This is a genomic window from Pseudomonas sp. P7758, from assembly GCF_013386485.1.
GTDB lineage: Bacteria > Pseudomonadota > Gammaproteobacteria > Pseudomonadales > Pseudomonadaceae > Aquipseudomonas.
Genome location: NZ_JACARS010000166.1, coordinates 1 through 16418 on the forward strand (window position 1 = coordinate 1; position 16418 = coordinate 16418).

Consider the following 16418-nt stretch of genomic DNA (forward strand, 5'->3'; position numbering starts at 1 on the left):
CAAGGAGCCTGTCCATGCGCCTCAATACACTTCTCGCTGCCGCAGCCTTGCTGCTCACTCCCGCCCTAGCCTTCGCCCACCCCGGCCATGGCGACAACGGCCTGGTGGCCGGTATCAGCCACCCGCTGGGCGGCATCGACCACTTGCTGGCAATGGTCGCCGTGGGCCTGTGGGCCGCTCAACAAAAAGGCTCGGCGCGCTGGGCGCTGCCGTGCACGTTTGTCGGCACCATGCTGATCGGCGGGATGCTGGGCTTTGAAGGGCTGGAACTGCCGGCGCTGGAAAGCGGGATTGCCGCGTCGGTGCTGGCGCTGGGCCTGGCGGTAGCGCTGGCGGTGCGGCCGCCGTTGTTCGTGGCGGTGGCGGCGACGGCGCTGTTTGCACTGTTCCATGGCGTGGCCCATGGTTTGGAGCTGCCGGACATGTCCAGCCCGTGGGCGTATGCCATAGGGTTTGTGGGTGCGACGGCGGTTTTGCATGCTGCCGGTTATGCCGTGGTGCGTTTCCTGCCGGCGGCGGCTGCGCCGTTGGTGCGGGTGGCGGGTGCGGCTTCGGCGGCGACCGGGGTTTGGTTGCTCGCTGCCTGAGATTTTCAGCGCTCCTGAGGGCCTCTTCGCGAGCAAGCCCGCTCCCACAGTCGACTGCATTCCAACAATGGAACTCGATCGAATGTGGGAGCGGGCTTGCTCGCGAAGGCGGCAGTAAAGACAACACCGATCCCAAGCCTGATACCATGTCGCGCAAACACCCCTGCCGTGACGACGCCAGCCGATGCCCATCGCTCCAAGCTCCGCCCTCAAGCCTCAATTGACCGCCGTGTTGACGCACTTCCACGACCTGATCGTGCCGCTCTGGCAAGGCCCGGGCTGGAATGCCGACCTGGCGCTGCCCTATGAGGCCCTGGACGCCGATCATCGGCCTTTGCCCCCGCAACGCTATCGCGCCATGGCCTGCGCACGGCAGTTGTACCTGTTTGCCAGCCTGATCGGTGAACCCGGCGCAGCCTTTGCCGAGGAGCGCGCCGCCGCGTTGTTCCGTTCCCTGCAACGGCACTTCCACGACGCCGAGCACGGCGGCTGGTTCTACAGCATCGACGCCCACGGCAAGCCGCTGGATAAGCGCAAGGACCTCTACACCCACGCCTTCATCATCTTCGCCTGCGCCCACTATTGGGCCAAGGTACGTGAATCGCTGGTGGAATCGGTGCTCGATGCCGCCCTGGAAGTGGTCGCCGAACGCTTCGCCACCGGCGACGGCCTGTATGAAGCGGTGCTGGAGCGTAACTGGTCGTCCCTCAAGTCCGGCCCTCTGCAAAACCCGTTGATGCACCTTGCCGAAGGTTTCCTCGCCACGTTGGCCGTGCGGGAGGACGCCGTCACCCAAGACGCGTTGCTGGACCTGGCCAACGCCATGCAGAAGCGCTTCATCGACCGCCAACACGGCGTGATGATGGAAAAACCGCTGGGCGCTGTGGATAACTGGTTTGAACCGGGGCATCAGTTCGAATGGTTCTTCCTGCTGGAATCTTCGGATTTGCTGCGGGGCACACCGTTGCACACATCACTGAGCAAAGCGTTCACCTATGCCGAGCAAAAGGGTGTGGATAACCTGACCGGTGCGGTCAGCGGCATGCTCGCCCTGGACGGCAGCGTGCGCGACGGCACCCAGCGCATCTGGGCCCAGGCCGAATACCTGCGGGCGCTGACCTTGCGGCCCGACAGTGAAGCCGTGCTGCAACGCCAATTGCTGGCGCTGCAACAACGCTTCCTGCACGACAAAGGCTGGAATGAGTGCCTGGATACCAAGGGGCACGTGAGCCGGCGGGACATGCCGTCGACCACGCCTTACCACTTGGCGACGTGCTACCTGGGCCTTACGCAATCCATTTGCGGTCCCCGGTAAAACTGATCGTCAGCCAGCGGGCCGCGTCGGGCTTGCCCAACCCTGTGGATATTTCTTCGCGCAGCCCGTCCAGGGTGGCGACGTTATCCACCGGGTAATCCGCCGGCAGCACCACATGAATCTCGATAAACCGCGCCCGCCCGTGCTTCTGCACGTAGGACACGTAATCATCGAAACCATGCCTGGCCTGGGCCGCCTCCATCACTTCGCGCACTTTTCCGTCCAGTTGGTCCGGCACAATCCCCAACACGTCGCGTAGCGCCGGGCGCAGGATCTTGAAGGCCGGCGCCAGCATGCTCAACGCCAGCAGGATCAGGATCAACGGGTCCACATACACCGCCCACTGCCCATAGCCCTGGGACTTGAGCAACAGCGCCGCCAGGAAGCTCACCAGCAGCCCCACCGACAGCATCGCGTCCACCAACCAACTGATGTTGTCGAACTGGATCAGCGACGACTTGAGCGTGCGATTGCGGTAACGCACGTAGAAGAAATAGGCGAACTCGACGACGGTAAACACCGCCGCATAGATGATCACCAGACCCAACTCGATATCGCGCCCGCCATTGATAATGCCGAACACGCCGTTGAGAAACGCGTAGATGGCGATCAACAGCAGGAAACTGCCCTCGATCAGCAGCACCATGGGCTCCAGGTGCCAGTAGCCGAACTGGAAACGTTCGTTGCTTTTCTTGGCGATCAGCTTGGCCGTGATCAGCATCAGCACCTTGATGGCGGTGGCGATCAGCGAGAAAAAGCCGTCGAATAAAATCGATTGGGCGCCCGACACCACCCCTGTGATAATCCCGGCGATCGCCACGGCAAACATCAGGATGGTCGATTGTTTGAGCAGCGACTGCTCACCTCGGTTACTCACATATCCTCCTGTCAAAACCCTTGAACCGCACAGCGCGGCGGGGTTTTCAGGGGTGGAGTGTACCTTATGTCCTGTTTTGGCCGATTTGCCGCATATTCAAGCCTGACAAAAACCCTGTGGCGAGGGAGCTTGCTCCCTCGCCACAACAGCTCGACGAACTTAGGCCTTGGCGCCACGCTCAATCGCAAACCCGGCCCAGGTCTGGCTCACTGGCATCAGCTCCAGGCGGTTGATGTTCACGTGTGCCGGGGTGTTAAGCACCCAGAAGATCGTATCCGCAATGTCCTGCGGCTGGATCGGCTCGGCACCGGCATAAGTCGCGTCATAACGCGCCTGGTCACCGGCAAAGCGCACCAGCGAGAACTCACTCTCACACAGGCCCGGCTCGATGTTGGTCACGCGCACGCCGGTGCCCTGCAGGTCGCAACGCAGGTTCAGCGAGAACTGTTTGACGAAGGCCTTGGTGCCGCCATACACGTGGCTGCCCGGGTACGGGTAGCTGCCGGCAATGGAACCGAGGTTGATGATGCCGGCGCCACGGCCGTGGGCGATCAAGCGCGGCAACAGCAGGCTGGTGGTGGTCAGCAGGCCCTTGATGTTGGTGTCGACCATGGTTTCCCAATCGTCGAGGCTGCACTTCGGCGCAGGGTCGGTGCCCACCGCCAGGCCGGCGTTGTTGATCAGCCCGCGCAGCGTGGCAAAGGACGGCGGCAGGTTGGCGATCGCCTCTTCCATGGCCTTGCGGTCACGCACGTCCACCACCAGGCCGAGCACTTCGGTCTGCTTGGAAAGCTCGGCGCACAGGGCGTTCAAGCGCTCTGAGCGGCGGCCGGTGAGCACCAGTTTCCAGCCGGCTTCGGCAAAACGGCGGGCACAGGCTTCGCCAAAACCGGAGGTCGCGCCAGTAATAAACAGCGTATCGGACATGGTGTTCTCCTTGCGGGGCTACGAGGAAAAAAATCAGCCAGCAGAATGCCCGGCTACCGGGCTGGCGGCAACTGATACACGCTGTGGACACAGGTGAATGCCGCTCATGCTGTACGAAATTCAACCAATCGCCCGAAAGCCATACAGGCCGTGGCGTGCAGCCATGTGCGCGCACCTTATCCACAGCCCCGTCCACAGTCTTTGGGGGCAAGTACAAAAGCTGAAAGCCGCGCTACACAAGGCTTTCAGCGCGATTCAAAAAGTTTTTTGCTTGACCTTGCGCAGCCCGTATGTAGCCCGGTTCAAAACGGTGCAACCAGGGCGATGGCTCCAGGCCAGTCATTCCGGCCTCTGCGGCACTCTTTCCAGAGTTTAGTCACAGACTTATCCACAGGCCGGAGTGACATATTCCGGTCATATACCTGTGTCTTTAAACAGGTTGACAAACCCCTCGGGCGGTCACGAAAAACTCACTGATCAATAAACAACCACCACGCTGCAAGCCACGAAAACAAAGGCCTCCAGCCAGCTACTCCCACGTTACCCACAGCCGGTTCCACAGTGCTTGGGGACAAGTCAAAACTGTGACAAAACAGGGATTTGCGGCGGCTATATGTCGCGCTTTGGCAGGTGCCCGGATTTGTTGTCCACAATTTCAGGAAAGCACTGTGGATGATCGTTCCCACGCTCTGCGTGGGAATGCAGGCCGGGACGCTCCGCGTCCCAAAGCGTGACGCAGAGCGTCACAAGAGGCGTTCCCACGCGGAGCGTGGGAACGATCAGAGTTACATCAGTGCCCGCCGAGGTAGGCGTTACGCACCTCCTCATTCACCAGCAGCTCCTTGCCGGTGCCGGTAAGGCGAATCTCGCCGTTGACCATCACGTACGCCCGGTCCGACAAGCGCAACGCATGGTTGGCGTTCTGCTCCACCAGGAAGATGGTCATGCCGGTAGACGCCAGCTCCCGCAGCGTGGAAAAGATCTGCTTCACCACGATCGGCGCCAGCCCCAGGCTCGGCTCGTCCAGCAGCAACAGCTTGGGCCGGCTCATCAGTGCGCGGGCGATGGCAAGCATCTGCTGTTCACCACCCGACATGGTCATCGCCCGCTGGTTGCGCCGCTCCTTGAGCCGCGGGAACAGCTCGAACATGCGCTGCATGTCCTCGGTGGCGAACTTGTCGCCAATCGGGATGGTGCCCATCAGCAGGTTTTCCTCGACGGTCATGTCGGGGAACACCCGCCGCCCTTCCGGCGACTGCGCAATGCCGTTGGAGGCGATGTAGTGGGACGACTTGTGGGTAATGTCGACGCCGCGGTAGATGATCTGCCCGGACTCGGCCCGTGGCTGGCCAAAGATCGACATCAGCAGCGTGGATTTACCCGCACCGTTGGAGCCGATCAGGCTCACGGTTTCGCCTTCGTTGATGTGCAGCGAAACTTTCTTCAGGGCCTGGATCGGGCCGTAGAACACGTCCAGGTCTTTCAGTTCGAGGATTGGCTCACTCATACCAGCTCCTCTTCGTCAGCGCCCAGATAAGCCGCGATCACCTTCGGATCATTGCGGATCGCTTCCGGCCCGCCCTCGGCAATCACGTTGCCGTGGTCCAGCACCACGATGTGGTCGGAAATACTCATCACCATGCCCATGTCGTGTTCGATCAGCACCACCGTCAGGTCGTGCTCGTCCCGCAGCAGGCGAATCATCGCGCTGAGGGCTTCGGTTTCCTGGGGGTTGAGGCCGGCGGCCGGTTCGTCGAGGCAAATAATCTGCGGCCGGGTGCACATGGCACGGGCGATTTCCAGGCGGCGCTGCTGGCCGTAGGACAGCTCGCCGGCCAGGCGGTTGGCGCAGTCCACCAGGTCCACCACTTCCAGCCAGTAGAACGCATGGTCGAGGGCATCGCTTTCAGCCTTGCGGTAGCCCTTGGTATTGAGGATGCCCGCGAGCATGTTGCGGTTGACCCACATGTGCTGGGCCACCAGCAGGTTCTCCACCACCGACATTTCCTTGAACAGGCGAATGTTCTGGAAGGTGCGCGCCAAACCCGCCCGGTTCACCAGGTGAGTGCCGCCGAACATCTTGTAGAACACCCGGCTGACGAAGCTTTTCGGCGAGACAAAGTCGGTGGCCTTGAAGCGCTCGCCCAGCAGTTGGATCACGTTGGTCTGCTTGCCGCGCACATTGAGTTCGATCTTGCCGCCGGAGGCTTTGTAGAAACCGGTCAGGCAGTTGAACACGGTGGTCTTGCCGGCACCGTTGGGACCGATCAGGGCGAAGATCGAGTTGCGCTTGACCTTGAGACTTACGTCGCTCAAGGCCTTGATACCACCAAAGTGCATCATCAGGTGTTCCACGGAAAGAACGACTTCCTTGCTCATGGCGCCACTCCTTTACGCGGGACAACACCGGTACGGCTGATACGAATCAGGCCTCGTGGTCGCCAGATCATCATCACCACCATCAACACGCCGAAGAGCAGCACGCGGTACTCGGAGAAGCTGCGCAGCAGCTCCGGCGCCACCGTCAGCACGAACGCGGCAATCACCACGCCGACGGTCGAGCCCATGCCGCCCAATACGACGATGGCGAGGATCAGCGCCGACTCGAAGAAGGTGAACGACGACGGGTTGACGAAGCCCTGGTAGCTGGCGAAAAACACCCCGGCCAGACCGGCAGTGGACGCGCCGATGGTGAACGCCGAGAGCTTCACCAGCACGTGGTTGAGGCCCATGGAACGGCAGGCGATTTCGTCTTCGCGCAAGGCTTCCCACGCGCGGCCCACCGGCATGCGGGTCAGGCGGTGCTTGATGTACAGCACCAGCAGCACCACCAGGAACAGCACGATGTAGATGAACAGGAATTTGATGTTGGGGTTGTAGTCGATGCCGAAGAACTCGTGGAACGGCACCCCGCCATCCTTCGCCTTGCGCACGAACTCCAGGCCGAAAAACGTTGGCGAGGGCACCGGCATGCCGTTCGGGCCACCGGTAAACGACAGCCAGTTATTCAGCACCAGGCGGATGATTTCACCGAAGCCCAGGGTCACGATCGCCAGGTAATCGCCGTGCATTCGCAGCACCGGAAACCCGAGTATGCACCCCGCCAGCGCCGCACAAATCGCCGCCAGCGGCAGCACCGACCAGAAGCCCAGGCCGAGGTACTGGTAACCCAGCGCCAGGCCATAGGCGCCGATGGCATAGAACGCCACGTAACCCAGGTCGAGCAGCCCGGCCAGGCCCACCACGATGTTCAGGCCCAGGCCCAGCAACACGTAGATCAGCCCGAGGATCACCACGGTCAGCAGGTATTTGTTGGCAAAGAACGGGAATACGATGGCAATCACGATCAACGCCGGGATGATCCAGCGCAGGCGCGACTTGTAGTCCGGCTTGAGCACATGCACACCGGAGCCGGTGCTTTCAAACCCTTGCAGAATCCGCAGGCCCCTTGGGGTTTGCAGGAACAGGCTCATGGCGAACCGGCCGACCATCACGATGGCCACCAGGATGCCGACACGCGCCGGTTGCAGGTTGAAGCTGTAGCCGTCGAGGACCACGCCGACGATCGGACCGAACACGATCAGCGAAATCAGCCCGGCGAGTACCGCATCGACGACACTTTTCTTGATATCGATAGAGTAGGCAGCAGACATAGTTATACCTTCGCCACGAGTGGGCGACCGAGCAGGCCCTGGGGACGGAAAATCAGGATCACCACCAGCAGGGAGAAACTGAACACGTCTTTGTAGTCAGAGTTGATCAACCCCGAGAACAGCGACTCGGAAATACCCAGGATGATCCCGCCCAGCATGGCCCCAGGCAGGGAGCCGATGCCGCCGAGTACCGCTGCGGTAAATGCCTTGATGCCGATGATGAAGCCGGCATAGAAGTCGAACGTGCCGTAGTTCAGGGTGATCAGCACACCGGCCAGCGCGGCCATGGCGGCACCAATCACGAATACGTAGGAGATGACCCGGTCGGTGTTGATACCGAGGATCGACGCCATCTTGCGGTCTTGCTGGGTAGCGCGGCACATGCGGCCGAGCTTGGTGTACTTGATGATGTAGGTCAGCAGGCCCATGCCGACGAACGCGGCCACCAGGATGAACACCTTGGTGTAGGTCAATTGCACGAAGCCGGTGCCGATATCGACTCTCCAGGCGCCGGCCAGCAGCGTCGGGATGCCTTGTTGCTTGGCGCCCTGGGCGATCTGCGCGTAGTTCTGCAGGATCAGCGAAATACCGATGGCGCTGATCAGCGGTGCCAATCGGGTGGAGTTACGCAGCGGTTTGTAGGCGACACGCTCGATGACCCAGCCGTAGACGCCGGTGACGACGACGGTGAAGATCAGGGTGCCAAGGATGAGCAGCGGGAAGGATTCGATGCCGAAGTAAGCCAGCAGTGCCAGACTGATCGCCGCGAGGTAAGCGGAAATCATATAAACCTCGCCATGGGCGAAGTTGATCATGCCAATGATGCCATAGACCATTGTGTAGCCGATGGCGATCAAGCCATAGACCGACCCGAGGGTCAGCCCATTGACCAGTTGCTGCAGGAAAATACCATCCATAACGCAATCTCACGCAGTGAGAGCCTGCACACCTGTGGGTGTGCGGATCTTCTAGGAGGAAAAGACAGACACAAAAGGGGCTGGCAACCAAGTCCCCGTGTGGGAGCTGGCGTGTGTGGGCGCCGGGCTTGCCCGCGATAGCGACACCTCGGAATGTCAGTCAACCCGAGGTGACGCTATCGCAGGCAAGCCAGCCCCCACAAAAGCCCGGTTCCCACAGGGTCAAGTGGCGTCTAACCCATCGCGCTAACTATTACTTCTGCTTTTCCAGCTGGTGATACTTGCCGTCCTTGTCCCACTGGTAAACCACATAGTCGGAGATTTTCAGGTCGCCCTTGGCGTCCCAGTTCTTCTCGCCCATGACGGTTTTGACCGGGTGGGATTTCAGCCATTTGGCTGCGTCTTCGCCCTTGTCGGACTTGGCGCCATTGAAACCGGCGGCCAGGGCCTGGATCGAGGCGTAGGCGTACAGGGTGTAGCCTTCAGGCTCGGTGCCATTTTTGCGGAACTCTTCCACCACGGTCTTGCTGTCTGGCAGCAGGCGTGGGTCGGCGCCGAAGGTCATGTACACGCCATCCACGTACTGTGCACCACCGGCGGTGGCCACCAGTTCGTCGGTCACCACGCCGTCATCGGACATGAACTTGACGTCTTTCAGGCCGGCTTCACGAATCTGCCGAACCAGTGGGCCGGCTTCCGGGTGCAGGCCGCCGAAGTACACGACGTCAGCACCGGTGGAGCGGATCTTGGTGACCAAGGCGCTGAAATCTTTCTCGCCACGGGTCAGGCCTTCTTCCAGCACCGGCTTCACGCCGCGCTTGGTCAACTGCGCCGCAGTGGCGTCGGCCAGGCCTTTGCCGTAGGTGTCCTTGTCGTTGATAACGGCAACTTTCTTGCCCTTGAGCACGTCGACGATGTAGTCGCCGGCCACGATGCCTTGCTGATCGTCACGACCACACATGCGGAACACGGCCGACAGGCCACGCTCGGTAACCTGCGGGTTGGTGGAGCCCGGGGTGATCATGATCACGCCCGCATCGGCATACACCTCGGAGGCTGGGATAGTGTTCGACGAGCAGAAGTGCCCGACCACGCCAATCACTTTGTCCTGGTCAACCAGGCGGTTGGCCACGGCCACGGCCTGCTTGGGTTCGCAGGCGTCATCGCCGGCCACCAGCTTGATCTGCTCGCCGTTGATGCCGCCGGCCTTGTTGATGACATCGGCTGCCGCCTGGGCACCTTTCATGTACTGCTCACCAAATGCCGCGTTGGCGCCGGTCATCGGCCCCGCTACGCCAATCTTCACATCAGCTTGAGCAAACGCAGAAACACCCAGCGCCGCAGCAACGGCGAGGGCTAGAAAACCTTTCTTGTAAAACGTCTGGGACATGAGTGGTGCTCCGAGGTTTTTGTTGAATTGGCACTGCAGCTTCACTTCAAAAACTTTCGGAGAAAGCCCAGAGCAAGCGTCGTGCCATTACGTTTTTATTATTCAAAAAGACACGGTGTCATTGTTATTGCAGGTTTTTGGGCGCCTTTTGATTGGACGTGCAACCGTCTATCTCAACCGGGTGCAACCATTGGACCTATAAAGTGCAACCCGACCAATCAAGCACTGCAACCCGGCCACTAAACGGCCACCCTTAAACATGTAACAGCGTGCGTAACGGAAGTGCACATTTACAGTGCGTTACTGCTACGACTCGCACCAATACAGATTAGTAGCCGGCTAAGAAAATGCAGGCTTCTGAGGGGTATTTCGTTGATCAGATCACGATCCGCAGGCATTGGCCCGCGTGATACAGCGAGAATCCCGCCTCGTACAAACAGCTGCGCAGGCCCACACCGGCCAACGGCTGCATCGGCGCAAAGGGGATCGGCAGTGCCTGTGGATCCTGGTGACACAGATAATCCGCGAAGGCTTTGCCCACGACACTGCCGGTCGTCACCCCGCGCCCGTTATAACCGGTGACCGCCACCAGCCCGGGCGCCGGCTCGAACAGGCGCATCAAGTGGTCCGGGGTGAACGCGATGCAGCCGGTCCAGGTGCACTCCCACTGCACCGGTTTGAGGTACGGGAAGTAGTGCTGTTGCACCCGATCGGCCCAGGCCTTGAGGAACCACGCGGGTTTCTGGTTGCCGTTGCCCAGGCTGCCGAGCAGCAGGCGGCCTTCGGCGTCGCGGCGGATGCTGCTGAGTACCTGGCGAGTGTCCCAGGAGCCTTGGCCGCCGGGCAGGATTTGTTGGGCGGCGTCGTCGGTCAGAGGAGCCGACGCCACCTGATAGTAATAACCGGGGAAAAAGTTGCGGCGCAGCTCGGTCCACTCGCCTTCGGTGTAGGCGTTCGAAGCGATCACCACCTGTTCGGCCTGCACCGAGCCTTGGGCAGTCTGCACTGACCAGTGCTGGCCCTGGCGTTCCAGTTGGGTGACTGGGGAGTGATCGAACAACTGTCCGCCGAGCCCGACGGCGGCATTGGCCAAACCACTGGTGTAGGCCATCGGGTTCAAGGTGCCGGCCCGCCGGTCGAGCAAGGCGGCAGCAATCTTTTTGGTACCGGTGGCTTGTTCGCATGCAGCGCCGGTCAACAGCTCCACCGGTGCACCGCGACGCTTCCACTGCTCTTCACGACTGCGCAAATCCGCCTCGCCACGGGCGTTGTGCGCCATGTGCAAGGTGCCCTCGCGACGCAGTTGGCAGTCGATGTTGTATTTGTCGATCAGGCTGAACACCAGGGGCGGTGCCGCGCCGAGCATGCGGTTGAGCTGGCTGCCCACCGCGGTACCAAAACCGGCTTCGATCTCGTCCGGGGGAATCCACATCCCTGCATTGACCAGCCCTACGTTGCGCCCCGAACCACCGTGGCCGGTGCGATGGGCCTCGAGTACGGCGACACTTTTTCCTTGTTCCAGCAAGTGTATGGCTGCCGACAAACCGGTGATGCCGGCGCCGATCACGCACACACCCACTTTTACCTCGCCCTTGAGCGCGGCACGATCCGGCCGGCCAGGAGTGAGTTGTTCCCACAAACATGCTTCGCGTAATGCCATTGCCAGACTCCGATGAGACCTAACAAACCACTTTTCCGAATTGTAAATACGGTCAAATGTGGGAGCGGGCTTGCTCGCGAAAGCGGTGGATCAGATAAGCATTCGTTGACTGACACACCGCTTTCGCGAGCAAGCCCGCTCCCACATTGACCTCACTCCGACTTGAGGTATCAGTCGAAGGTAATACCCTGGGCCAGCGGCAGTTCCAGCGAGTAGTTCACGGTATTGGTCTGGCGACGCATGTACCCGCGCCATGCATCCGAGCCCGACTCACGCCCACCACCGGTCTCTTTCTCACCGCCAAACGCGCCACCAATCTCCGCGCCGCTCGGGCCGATGTTGACGTTGGCGATCCCGCAGTCACTGCCCACCGCCGACATGAACTGCTCGGCCTCGCGCACGTCAGTGGTAAAGATGCACGAAGACAGGCCTTGTGGCACCGCATTGTTCAGGCGCAGCGCTTCAGCGAAATCGGTATAGCCGACCACATACAGAATCGGCGCGAACGTCTCGGTGCACACCACATCACTTTGCTCCGGCATTTCCACGATGGCCGGCGACACGTAGTAAGCGTTGGGGAACGTGTCTTCCAACTGGCGCTTGCCGCCAAACACCCGGCCGCCTTCGCTCAAGGCCTGCTCCAGGGCGTCCTGCATGTTTTCGAAGCTGTGCTTGTCGATCAGCGGGCCGATCAGGTTGCCTTCCAGCGGATGGCCGATGCGCACTTTGGAATACGCAGCCTTGAGGCGGGTGACGATTTCCTCTTTTACCGACTCATGGGCGATCAGCCGACGCAGGCTGGTGCAGCGCTGGCCGGCGGTACCGACGGCGCTGAACAGAATCGCGCGCACGGCCATGTCCAGGTCGGCGCTTGGGCCGAGGATCATCGCGTTGTTGCCGCCCAGTTCGAGAATGCTGCGGGCAAAACGTGCAGCGACTTTCGGCGCTACTTCGCGGCCCATGCGGGTGCTGCCGGTGGCGCTGATCAGCGCAACACGCGGGTCATCCACCAGTGCGGCGCCGGCATCGCGGCCACCGATGATCACCTGGCTGAGGTACGGCGGCGCATCGCTGAAGTTCTTCAGTACGCGCTCGAACAGTGCCTGGCAGGCCAGGGCGGTAAGCGGGGTTTTTTCCGACGGTTTCCAGATCACTGCGTTGCCGCACACCAGCGCCAGCGCGGTGTTCCACGCCCATACGGCGACCGGGAAGTTGAAGGCGCTGATCACGCCAACCACGCCCAGCGGGTGCCAGGTTTCACGCATGTGGTGGCCCGGACGCTCGGAGGCGATGGTCAAGCCGTACAACTGGCGCGACAGGCCGACGGCGAAGTCGCAGATGTCGATCATTTCCTGCACTTCACCCAAACCTTCCTGGGTGATCTTGCCGGCTTCCCACGACACCAGCTCGCCGAGGTCGGCCTTGTACTCGCGCAACACGTCGCCGAACTGGCGCACCAGCTCACCACGACGGGGGGCCGGCACCTTGCGCCAGGCCTCGAATGCATGCTCGGCGCGACTGACCTGCTGCTCCACCTCGGCGGCGCCTTCCCAGTGCACACTGGCAATCCGGCTGCCATCAATGGGCGAATGCACGGGTTGTTTACCCGACTGGTACAGCGCCGGGTTTACCCCGAGACGATCAAGCAATGCGGCAACCATGGGTCACTCCTTCAATTCTACAAACAGAAATTTGCGCCGCCAGCGGTCGCGGCGATCCAGACCTTATTTGTAGCTGGCCCAAGACTTGCCAACAAACGACGATTAGGCGAGATATCATTCCGTTTATTCATGCTAAGAACAAAAAGAGGCGTGCCGTGCTGAATAAAAGACATTTGCCCTCGATCACCGCCCTGCAGTGCTTCGAAGCGGTCACCCGCCACCTGAGTTTTACCCGCGCCGCCGAAGAGCTGAACCTCACCCAGAGCGCTGTCAGCAAACAGGTCGCGCAGCTGGAAGAACTGTTGCAGCACCTGCTGTTTCGCCGGGTGCGCCGCCGCTTGCAGATGACCCCGGCGGGCGATCTGTACCTGGTGGAAGTGCGCAAGATCCTCACCCAGGTGGAGATGTCCACCCATTACCTGCGCTCCTACGGCGGCGAGACTGAAGTGCTGCGGGTGTCCACGCCCTACACCTTCGGCGCCCGCTGGCTGGTGCCGCGCCTCAAGGGCTGGCGACTGCGCCATCCGCAGATTCACCTGGACCTGTGCAACGAACAGGAGCCCGACGAGCTGCTGCAAGGCAAGGCCGACCTGGCCTTCTACTTTGGCCAGGGCTCACGGCCCGGCACCGAGAGCCTCAAGCTGTTCAGCGAAGAACTGGTGCCCGTGTGCTCACCCGACAGCCTGCCCGCCCAAGCATTTACCGACCCCACGCAACTGAGCGAACTGGTGTTGCTGCAAAACGCCTCGCGCCCGCAAGGCTGGCACGACTGGTTCGCCGCCCAGGGTCATCACACCGAGCACAGCTACCATGGGCCGCGCTTCGAGACCTTTTATATGTGCATTCGCGCCGCACAGGTTGGCTGCGGTGTGGCGCTGCTGCCCAGGTTTCTGGTGGAAGAAGAGCTCGCCGAAGGCAAGCTGGTGATCCCCTGGCAGCACGCGATGCCGAGCCAGGATGCGTATTACCTGGCCTACCCCGAGCACTCGGCGGAAGTGCCCAAGGTGCGGGATTTTGTGAAGTGGATGATGGAGCAGGTTGAGTCTGATTGACCTTTTTTGCCTGCGATGGCGCCAGTAGTCATCCCCAAAAAAATCACTGGCAAAACAGCACAGGTCTATGCGCCACTAGCGCCATTCCTTAATTGTGCGTAAAGGCCGGCGCCCATCGCCGACCCGTCTGGAGATTCCCGTTATGAGCGAGAGTGTGTTTGCCGATCGCATCGTGCAGAACCTGCTCGACACCGACTTCTACAAGCTGACCATGATGCAGGCGGTGCTGCACAACTACCCGAACGTGGAAGTTGAATGGGAGTTTCGTTGCCGCAACAGTGAAGACCTGCGCCCGTACCTGGCGGAGATCCGCTACCAGATCGAGCGCCTCGCCGAGCTGAGCCTGAGCCCCGACCAACTGGGCTTCCTGGAACGCATCAGCTTCATGAAGCCGGATTTCCTGCGTTTCCTCGGGCTGTTTCGCTTCAACCTGCGCTACGTGCACACCGGTATCGAAAACGGTGAGCTGTTTATCCGCCTGCGCGGGCCATGGCTGCACGTGATCCTGTTTGAAGTGCCGATGCTGGCCATCGTCAGCGAAGTGCGTAACCGCTATCGCTACCAGAGCGTGATCCTCGAACAGGCCCGCGAGCAGCTGTATCGCAAGTTCGACTGGCTGACGGCCAACGCCAGCGTCGAAGAACTGTCCGAACTGCAGGTCGCGGATTTCGGCACGCGTCGACGCTTCTCCTACCGCGTGCAGGAAGAAGTGGTGAACGTGCTCAAGCACGACTTCCCCGGGCGTTTTGTCGGCACCAGCAACGTGCACCTGGCCCGCGAGCTGAACATGAAGCCGCTGGGCACCATGGCCCACGAATGGATCATGGCCCACCAGCAACTCGGCCCGCGCCTGATCGACAGCCAGATCGCCGCCCTCGACTGCTGGGTGCGCGAGTACCGTGGCCTGCTGGGCATCGCCCTGACCGATTGCATCACCACCGATGCGTTTCTCAGCGATTTCGACCTGTACTTCGCCAAGCTCTTCGACGGCCTGCGCCACGACTCCGGTGACCCGGTGCAATGGGCCGAAAAGGCGATCGCCCACTATCACAAGCTGGGGATCGAGCCCATGAGCAAGACCCTGGTGTTCTCCGACAGCCTGTCGCTGCCCAAGGCGCTGGAGATTTTCCGCGCGCTGCGTGGTCGGATCAATGTGAGCTTCGGCATCGGCACCAACCTGACCTGTGATATTCCAGGTGTGGAACCGATGAGCATCGTGCTTAAAATGACTGCCTGTAATGGCCAGCCCGTCGCGAAGATTTCCGATGAAGCGGGCAAGACCCACTGCACCGATCCGAACTTTGTCGCCTATTTGCGCCACGTTTTCAAAGTACCTGCCCTACCCAGCAAGGAGTGAATCATGCAAGCCGTACAGCGCGAGATTGCTGAACAGCTCAAGGTCCAACCACCGTTCAAGGACCAGGCCGCCCTTGAGGCGGAGGTCGCCCGGCGCGTTACCTTTATCCAGGATTGCCTGCTCAATTCAGGCCTCAAGACGTTGGTGCTGGGCATCAGCGGCGGCGTCGACTCCCTGACCGCCGGCCTGCTGGCCCAGCGTGCAATGCAAGAGTTGCGGGCTGCCAAGGGTGACGATGCGTACCGCTTTATCGCGGTGCGCCTGCCCTACGAAACCCAGTTCGACGAACACGACGCCCAAGCGTCCGTGGACTTTATCGAACCCGACGAGCGCCACACAGTGAACATCGGCCCGGCGGTGAAATCCCTGGCCAACGAAGTGGCGGCATTTGAAGGCAAGGCCGCAGTCTCCCGGGACTTCGTGCTGGGCAACACCAAGGCGCGCATGCGCATGGTGGCGCAGTACACCATCGCCGGCGCGGCCGGTGGTTTGGTGATCGGTACCGACCATGCGGCGGAAGCCGTGATGGGCTTTTTCACCAAGTTCGGTGACGGCGCCTGCGACCTGGCACCGCTGAGCGGGCTGGTGAAGAACCAGGTGCGCGCGATTGCCCGGCACTTTGGTGCTCCGGAATCGCTGGTAGAGAAGATCCCGACGGCCGACCTGGAAGACCTGTCGCCGGGCAAGCCGGACGAAGCGTCCCATGGCGTGACCTATGCCGAGATCGACGCGTTCCTGCACGGCGAGCCGGTGCGCGAGGAAGCCTTCAAGATCATCTGCGACACCTATCGCAAGACCGAGCACAAGCGAGTGATGCCGTTTGCACCCTGATCTGACGTAGCAGCTCATTCTGGCAAAAGGGCTTGTTGTGGTGAAGGAGCTTGCTGTGGTGAAACAGAGCTTGCTGTGGTGAAAGAGCTTGCTGTGGCGAGGGAGCTTGCTCCCGCTGGGGCGCGAAGCGGCCCCTGAAACCTGCTTACTGCTTTTTCTGATGCTACGCGGTGAGCTTATTGGGGCTGCTC

General features: G+C 61.1%; 14 protein-coding genes. 5 read left to right on the forward strand and 9 right to left on the reverse strand.

Annotated features, from left to right (window positions below):
- Window positions 1-14 precede the first annotated feature (14 nt).
- Both HX873_RS28525 and HX873_RS28530 read left to right on the forward strand, forming a co-directional pair.
- Window positions 15-587 (forward strand): HupE/UreJ family protein, encoded by a 573-nt coding sequence (locus tag HX873_RS28525; RefSeq protein ID WP_087692463.1) that lies wholly within the window; start codon window positions 15-17, stop codon window positions 585-587.
- Between the two features lie 184 nt (window positions 588-771).
- Window positions 772-1902 (forward strand): AGE family epimerase/isomerase, encoded by a 1131-nt coding sequence (locus HX873_RS28530; RefSeq protein ID WP_177123549.1) that lies wholly within the window; start codon window positions 772-774, stop codon window positions 1900-1902.
- On the opposite strand, the gene HX873_RS28535 is transcribed toward HX873_RS28530, so the two are convergent.
- The 9 genes from HX873_RS28535 to HX873_RS28575 all read right to left on the reverse strand — a co-directional run bounded on the left by HX873_RS28535 (window position 1874) and on the right by HX873_RS28575 (window position 12987).
- Window positions 1874-2779, reverse strand: a complete 906-nt coding sequence (locus tag HX873_RS28535; RefSeq protein WP_177116713.1) for a cation diffusion facilitator family transporter — start codon at window positions 2777-2779, stop codon at window positions 1874-1876. The two genes, HX873_RS28530 and HX873_RS28535, sit on opposite strands and share 29 nt — an antisense overlap.
- Window positions 2780-2938: 159 nt before the next feature.
- Complete coding sequence (locus HX873_RS28540; RefSeq protein WP_177123550.1) at window positions 2939-3706, reverse strand: SDR family oxidoreductase; 768 nt, start codon at window positions 3704-3706, stop codon at window positions 2939-2941.
- A 790-nt stretch (window positions 3707-4496) separates the two neighbouring features.
- A complete protein-coding gene (locus HX873_RS28545) occupies window positions 4497-5213 on the reverse strand; it encodes an ABC transporter ATP-binding protein (protein ID WP_003217439.1) in 717 nt (238 codons plus the stop codon).
- The gene (locus HX873_RS28550; RefSeq protein WP_003217442.1) at window positions 5210-6085 is read right to left on the reverse strand and encodes an ABC transporter ATP-binding protein; all 876 of its coding nucleotides are present in this window, start codon (window positions 6083-6085) and stop codon (window positions 5210-5212) included. Before HX873_RS28550 ends, HX873_RS28545 begins: the two co-directional genes overlap by 4 nt.
- The gene (gene livM / locus HX873_RS28555; protein ID WP_003217445.1) at window positions 6082-7359 is read right to left on the reverse strand and encodes a high-affinity branched-chain amino acid ABC transporter permease LivM; all 1278 of its coding nucleotides are present in this window, start codon (window positions 7357-7359) and stop codon (window positions 6082-6084) included. The genes HX873_RS28550 and livM overlap by 4 nt, the downstream gene beginning before the upstream one ends.
- 2 nt (window positions 7360-7361) lie before the next feature.
- A complete protein-coding gene (locus HX873_RS28560; RefSeq protein ID WP_003217447.1) occupies window positions 7362-8276 on the reverse strand; it encodes a branched-chain amino acid ABC transporter permease in 915 nt (304 codons plus the stop codon).
- A gap of 253 nt (window positions 8277-8529) precedes the next feature.
- Entirely contained in the window at window positions 8530-9666 is a 1137-nt protein-coding gene (locus HX873_RS28565; protein ID WP_003217449.1) for a branched-chain amino acid ABC transporter substrate-binding protein, read from the reverse strand.
- A gap of 376 nt (window positions 9667-10042) precedes the next feature.
- Window positions 10043-11326 carry an FAD-binding oxidoreductase gene (locus HX873_RS28570; protein WP_177123551.1) on the reverse strand — a complete coding sequence of 428 codons (1284 nt, stop codon included), beginning with the start codon at window positions 11324-11326 and terminating at the stop codon, window positions 10043-10045.
- Between the two features lie 170 nt (window positions 11327-11496).
- Window positions 11497-12987 (reverse strand): aldehyde dehydrogenase family protein, encoded by a 1491-nt coding sequence (locus HX873_RS28575; protein WP_003217452.1) that lies wholly within the window; start codon window positions 12985-12987, stop codon window positions 11497-11499.
- A gap of 155 nt (window positions 12988-13142) precedes the next feature.
- Here HX873_RS28575 and HX873_RS28580 point away from each other — a divergent pair, with 155 nt between their 5' ends.
- From HX873_RS28580 to nadE, 3 genes are all read left to right on the forward strand, one after another.
- Window positions 13143-14039, forward strand: coding sequence for a LysR family transcriptional regulator (locus HX873_RS28580; protein WP_003217454.1), 897 nt, complete (start codon window positions 13143-13145; stop codon window positions 14037-14039).
- Between the two features lie 142 nt (window positions 14040-14181).
- Window positions 14182-15396 (forward strand): nicotinate phosphoribosyltransferase, encoded by a 1215-nt coding sequence (gene pncB, locus HX873_RS28585; protein WP_003217456.1) that lies wholly within the window; start codon window positions 14182-14184, stop codon window positions 15394-15396.
- 3 nt (window positions 15397-15399) lie between these two features.
- Window positions 15400-16227, forward strand: a complete 828-nt coding sequence (gene nadE, locus HX873_RS28590; RefSeq protein ID WP_003217462.1) for an ammonia-dependent NAD(+) synthetase — start codon at window positions 15400-15402, stop codon at window positions 16225-16227.
- Window positions 16228-16418: the final 191 nt, after the last annotated feature.

What these genes read in the sequence shown, in the direction of transcription:
- HX873_RS28525 (WP_087692463.1), top strand. Translation starts at nt 15, where the DNA reads ATGCGCCTCAATACACTTCTCGCTGCCGCAGCCTTGCTGCTCACTCCC.
- HX873_RS28530 (WP_177123549.1), top strand. Translation starts at nt 772, where the DNA reads ATGCCCATCGCTCCAAGCTCCGCCCTCAAGCCTCAATTGACCGCCGTG.
- HX873_RS28540 (WP_177123550.1), bottom strand. Translation starts at nt 3,706, where the DNA reads ATGTCCGATACGCTGTTTATTACTGGCGCGACCTCCGGTTTTGGCGAA.
- HX873_RS28545 (WP_003217439.1), bottom strand. Translation starts at nt 5,213, where the DNA reads ATGAGTGAGCCAATCCTCGAACTGAAAGACCTGGACGTGTTCTACGGC.
- HX873_RS28550 (WP_003217442.1), bottom strand. Translation starts at nt 6,085, where the DNA reads ATGAGCAAGGAAGTCGTTCTTTCCGTGGAACACCTGATGATGCACTTT.
- livM (WP_003217445.1), bottom strand. Translation starts at nt 7,359, where the DNA reads ATGTCTGCTGCCTACTCTATCGATATCAAGAAAAGTGTCGTCGATGCG.
- HX873_RS28560 (WP_003217447.1), bottom strand. Translation starts at nt 8,276, where the DNA reads ATGGATGGTATTTTCCTGCAGCAACTGGTCAATGGGCTGACCCTCGGG.
- HX873_RS28565 (WP_003217449.1), bottom strand. Translation starts at nt 9,666, where the DNA reads ATGTCCCAGACGTTTTACAAGAAAGGTTTTCTAGCCCTCGCCGTTGCT.
- HX873_RS28570 (WP_177123551.1), bottom strand. Translation starts at nt 11,326, where the DNA reads ATGGCATTACGCGAAGCATGTTTGTGGGAACAACTCACTCCTGGCCGG.
- HX873_RS28575 (WP_003217452.1), bottom strand. Translation starts at nt 12,987, where the DNA reads ATGGTTGCCGCATTGCTTGATCGTCTCGGGGTAAACCCGGCGCTGTAC.
- pncB (WP_003217456.1), top strand. Translation starts at nt 14,182, where the DNA reads ATGAGCGAGAGTGTGTTTGCCGATCGCATCGTGCAGAACCTGCTCGAC.
- nadE (WP_003217462.1), top strand. Translation starts at nt 15,400, where the DNA reads ATGCAAGCCGTACAGCGCGAGATTGCTGAACAGCTCAAGGTCCAACCA.